Origin of the sequence: Hymenobacter sp. AT01-02, from assembly GCF_000961955.2 — a bacterium.
GTDB classification, from domain to species: Bacteria; Bacteroidota; Bacteroidia; order Cytophagales; family Hymenobacteraceae; genus Hymenobacter; species Hymenobacter mucosus.
Genome location: NZ_JZIR02000172.1, coordinates 1 through 4,539, shown reverse-complemented (window position 1 = coordinate 4,539; position 4,539 = coordinate 1). Strand labels below are relative to the sequence as shown.

At 47.5% G+C, this 4,539-nt stretch carries 3 protein-coding genes; 1 reads left to right on the top strand and 2 read right to left on the bottom strand.

Features of this window, described 5'->3' with window-relative positions; genetic code table 11:
• Positions 1 to 1,085: 1,085 nt before the first annotated feature.
• Positions 1,086 to 1,886: an alpha/beta fold hydrolase gene (locus tag VI25_RS22000; RefSeq protein WP_045690575.1), complete on the bottom strand. Its 801-nt coding sequence runs from the start codon at positions 1,884 to 1,886 to the stop codon at positions 1,086 to 1,088.
• A gap of 869 nt (positions 1,887 to 2,755) precedes the next feature.
• Positions 2,756 to 3,580, bottom strand: a complete 825-nt coding sequence (locus VI25_RS21990; protein WP_055562898.1) for an alpha/beta fold hydrolase — start codon at positions 3,578 to 3,580, stop codon at positions 2,756 to 2,758.
• Between the two features lie 376 nt (positions 3,581 to 3,956).
• Between VI25_RS21990 and VI25_RS24935 the strand changes: the two genes are divergently transcribed.
• Positions 3,957 to 4,343 (top strand): hypothetical protein, encoded by a 387-nt coding sequence (locus VI25_RS24935; protein ID WP_152981769.1) that lies wholly within the window; start codon positions 3,957 to 3,959, stop codon positions 4,341 to 4,343.
• Positions 4,344 to 4,539: the final 196 nt, after the last annotated feature.

Here is a 4,539-nt window from a genome sequence, read left to right as displayed (position 1 = left end):
ATTTTTCTCTTTCTTTTCTGCTTACCCCCTTCCTGCTGAAGCGGGCTGCAAAGGTACGAAGCTTTTTTGTTCGTGCAACTAGTAGTAGAAAATATTTTCTGTTCTCTTAGTTGCTGTCCCCCCTTCCTGCTGAAGCGGGCTGCAAAAGTAGAAAGATTTTTTTACAATGCAAGCGCTGACAAAAAATTTACGTTTTTCTTCATCGCACATCCTTCTTCTATTGCTAGCTGGATTTTGTTAACCAAGTCTTGTTGTTACAAGTTCACTGCTCCGCAAATTTTATAGTATGCTGTTTAGTAATTGTACACACCTATAGTTCGCACAAGGGGCTAGCTTAGTACACACTATATAGAGTATGGGTGCAAATCGACTATTACATTACTCTTGATGCCTGGGAGTGCCGAGATTTTATGGCAGCAGCGTTTCGTCTACTCATTACTCATAGGACCTATGCGGTCCGCTCCCCGCACTGTTAGGCTGCGAAACCACATTCAGAAAAGAACCTATCATACAACCAAGTCCCGATTGGGATTGGAAAGGATGCTGGCTAGTCTATGGAGATGATACAGCTTGCTGTCAAAACAACGGATGTGGACAGCTATTAACTGGATAGTACAGAGTATAGACTTTCGCGGTAAATGCTCGTGAAAGTGAATGAACTTATAGCAGAGTAGTATCTGTGATAAGTAGCGCCATATTGTAATGCGTAAGGAAAGCATAACTATTACGGCGTAACTAAACTATCGAGGTTAGGGTAAATATAGGTATGAATACTACACCCACTTCTTACTGCCACGAACCAGCAGAGTTACTGTTGGATGACGATGTGCTCTTGAGCTTCGAGCTTGTTGAACAGCTTGAATGTGAGTTTCACCCGGCAACTGATGAGCAATCTGGGCGCTTAGCCGCTTAGTTGCTAACAGGCTAAGAGGATGTCACCTATTTTCCAAGCATCCTAATAACTAAAGGATAGAGCAAGCTGCTCGTTTCTTTCTAGCCTCTTGCATTCCGCTGGGCTTCTAAGTACTTCACTAGGTACTTTGTTGTTAGCACCACTCTCACATCCTATTGTCTCTACTGGGCCGCTATGAGGTAGCACTCAGATAACGCTCCATTGCTGAAATAGTAGCAACTGGCGCATTTAGATGAGGATAGTGCCCGGTAACATCCAGAACGGCGAGAGTACTTCCTAGCAGGTTCTTGTGTAGATATTCGCCTACTGCCGTGGGAGCAATTGAGTCCTGCGCGCACTGTACAATGAGAGTAGGCACCTTCAAATTCTGCAGATCATCTCGATAATCGGAGAAGAAGGTAGCACGGGCAAATTGGCGAGCAATTGCTGGGTCCAACTGGGAGAAGCTGGCTAGGACTTCATCAACCAACTCAGTCCGCATCTCTCCTCCTACTAAGGTCGGCACAACTGCACGCGACCAAGCGAGGTAATCACGATCAAGAAAACCGACGAGTTCTTCTAAATCTGCTAACTCAAAGCCCCCTATATAGTCTCCATCATTCATATAACATGGGGAGGCGGCCAATAGAACAAGGCGGTCAAATAACTCTGGCTCCCGAATAGCGGCTAGAACGCCAATAATTCCACTTACGGAATGACCGACGTACACAACTTTTGACACATCCAGTGCGTGCAGTAAGGTTAGCAAGTCTGTTACGTAGCCATCTAGCGTACGGTAGCGCGTGAAGTCATACGCTGTCCTGTCTGACTGGCCGGCGCCCATCAGGTCGAAAAGAACTACCTTATGTTTTGCCGCGAAGGCGGGAGCTACATAATGCCATATGTGCTGGTCGGTCCCAAATCCATGAGAGAATATGATAGGCTGCGTACCAGAGCCATAAGTAGAAACATTGTGGCGGCTAAGGATATCCATTAAGATAGAGAACTAGGGAAGGCAGTTACCCAGTAAGTGTAAGAAATGAACTGCCTTTGGGGGAGGTGGGGAATAAAACTGCTGAGATTTTGAATCTGTAGCAAGCTGTTCTCAACATAGCATACCCTTCCCATTATGAGGCAACTCAGCAACTACTGTATTATCCAAATAATACAGAATAACAAGTAGCTATATCGGCCTTCGCAGGCCAATAAAACGGAATATTTTTGATATAGTGCAATTATCTCCAATGGGGCTGCACTATCACTTCCCATATTGGTTTTACCGCTATACGGAGTAACAGCCTTGCTTCTTGTTCCTATTAGAGCAAAGTGCTCCGTTTACCTAATAGGACAGCTAGCTACACTTACAGAAGAGGCCTCCGGTGCTGCATTTGCTCTAGTGTTGATGAACATGAGTTGCTTGGGCTATACTTCCCACTGATGTCACCTGGCTACTTGAACCTACAACTAGCTGATGCCTCTGGCTGATGCCAAGTGCACTGGTTTGCATCTATCTACTAGCGTAGTGCCTGAGAATAAAGCAACATCCTGCACTGTCGAGCGTCTTTTGCCGTATAGCCGCTCGTACTCCCACCCCTTCACATTTTTAATGGATCCGCTTCGCTATTTGGGGCCCACTACGGTTCAATGGCAGCATGGCCAGCGCTACGCTGTATCAATTATTTTTTCTCGCAGTCAATACTGCATCTACTTCGCCAATAAGCCCCAGCAGCAGTACCAAACACTTCAAGAACTACTGTCTTGCTGGGAAATCAGGGGGTTCGCCTCCAAAAACCGACGCTAAGTTCACTTCCTTCGGTGAGCTACACCGAAGGAATAGAAATTCGTTAACGCATTTATACTCTTTTATAGTGCCATAGCAGGCAAGAAGCGCTCCATAGCCGTGAGTGTTTCCACGGGCGCGCTGAGGTGAGGGCAATGCCCAGTAGCTCGTAAGGTTACGAGTGTAGCGTCGGGTAGGTGGTGAAGTAGATAGTCTCCCACCTCCCGGGGAGCTACTACATCTTCAGAGCATTGTAACACCACGGTCGGCACAGATACTTGGCTTACCTGCGGCCGGTAATCAGACAGGAAAGATACGCGAGCAAACTGCTTGGCAATAGTAGTGTCCATGCTGCAGAAATAGCCGGCTAGGTCCTCCCCAATGGAAGGCGGGTTGCTAGGCCCCATGAGGAGATTAGCAAACATATTTGCCCAGCTGTTGTAATCAGCGTCCATTAAAGTAAGTAGCTGATTTACGTCGTCCCGCTCGAATCCGCCCAAGTATCCGGCATCATTGATAAAGCAAGGAGAGGGAGACAGCATCATTACCTGCCTGAAATACGTGGGCGCTTGAATGGCCGCTAGCATTGCAATAGTAGCGCCAATAGAATGACCGATTACGACCACATCGTGCAAATCGAGAGCAGCACAAATCTCCACTACATCTTGAGCGTATCCTTCTAGAGAAGCATATTTGGTGGGATTATAGGCACTCAGATCTGACCCACCCGCCCCTACGTGGTCAAATAGGATGAGCTGGTAGTGAGCAGCCAGGGCAGGTGTAAGGTATTGCCAGATGTGTTGGGTGCAACCAAAACCATGACAAAACAGCAAGGTGGGCTTGTTATCACCAATTATGCGAATGTGGTTGCGTTGGATTACTGCTTGCGAAGTAGAGAGCTGATGCATAGCAGAAGGCTATGATAACAAAATGTGGTACGCAAAAGGCCGATAACTACAAGTGCTACTGCTAAGCGAAATAGTGCAAACTGTAGTATCTAAAAGACAAAAGTAACACGTTATTTTTCTTCTTTGTTAAGTCCAACACACTTGCAACAGTACAAGCACAACACTACTCGGCAACTACTTGGGTTATTATTTAATTAATTATCTAATTATCAATGATTTATTTAACCATTCTATTACGTGATAAAAACGACACCTCTCCTCATAGAATCACCCACCGAGAATGAAAGATGAGGGTGTCTTGGCTCCTTAGTAGCAGAAAGTCAGTTCCTCTAGTGGCTGCCGAAACCTGTACGCCCTTGTCTACGTCTGTAGCGAGGTGAAAACGCCCAAGAAAGCCCTTGTAGCGGAGCTAACTACTGCCTTAGCTCCCATTCTCTCCCCTACTGCCGCACCGGCGGCGCTACCTAAAAGTGTAACAAGTGCTATTGACGAGCTTGCGGAAAGTATCCTGCGCTGGCGCGCTCGGGAGGCTCGGCCCACCCGTACTGGTTCCTCCCTGCGACCCGCAAGTTCTGAGTCTGATGCGCTGGCCCGCTTGATGGACACACATTTGCACGAGGAAGAAGGGTCAGAGGAACCGGTTGCTACCTTACCCGTTACTTCTACGCCTCGCCAAGCCCCTGCCGCACCTGTTGCGTCTACATCCCCTGCCTCGCCCACACCAGCCCGTAAGCGGCGGCCTCGACTAGGGTCGGCTTCGTAGCTCGCTATTGTAATTAGGTGCACAAACTATCGGGCCGTAGTGGTTGGAAGAGTAAGACACTCTTCCAACCACTACGGCCCGGAGTAGGTTACATACTCACTGTCCTACTAGGCAACAACAAACCGTCTTTAAGCTCGGTGAGAGTGTATTACCTATTTGGGGATGCCCCGACGAATCCGCTGCTTACGTGTTTCTT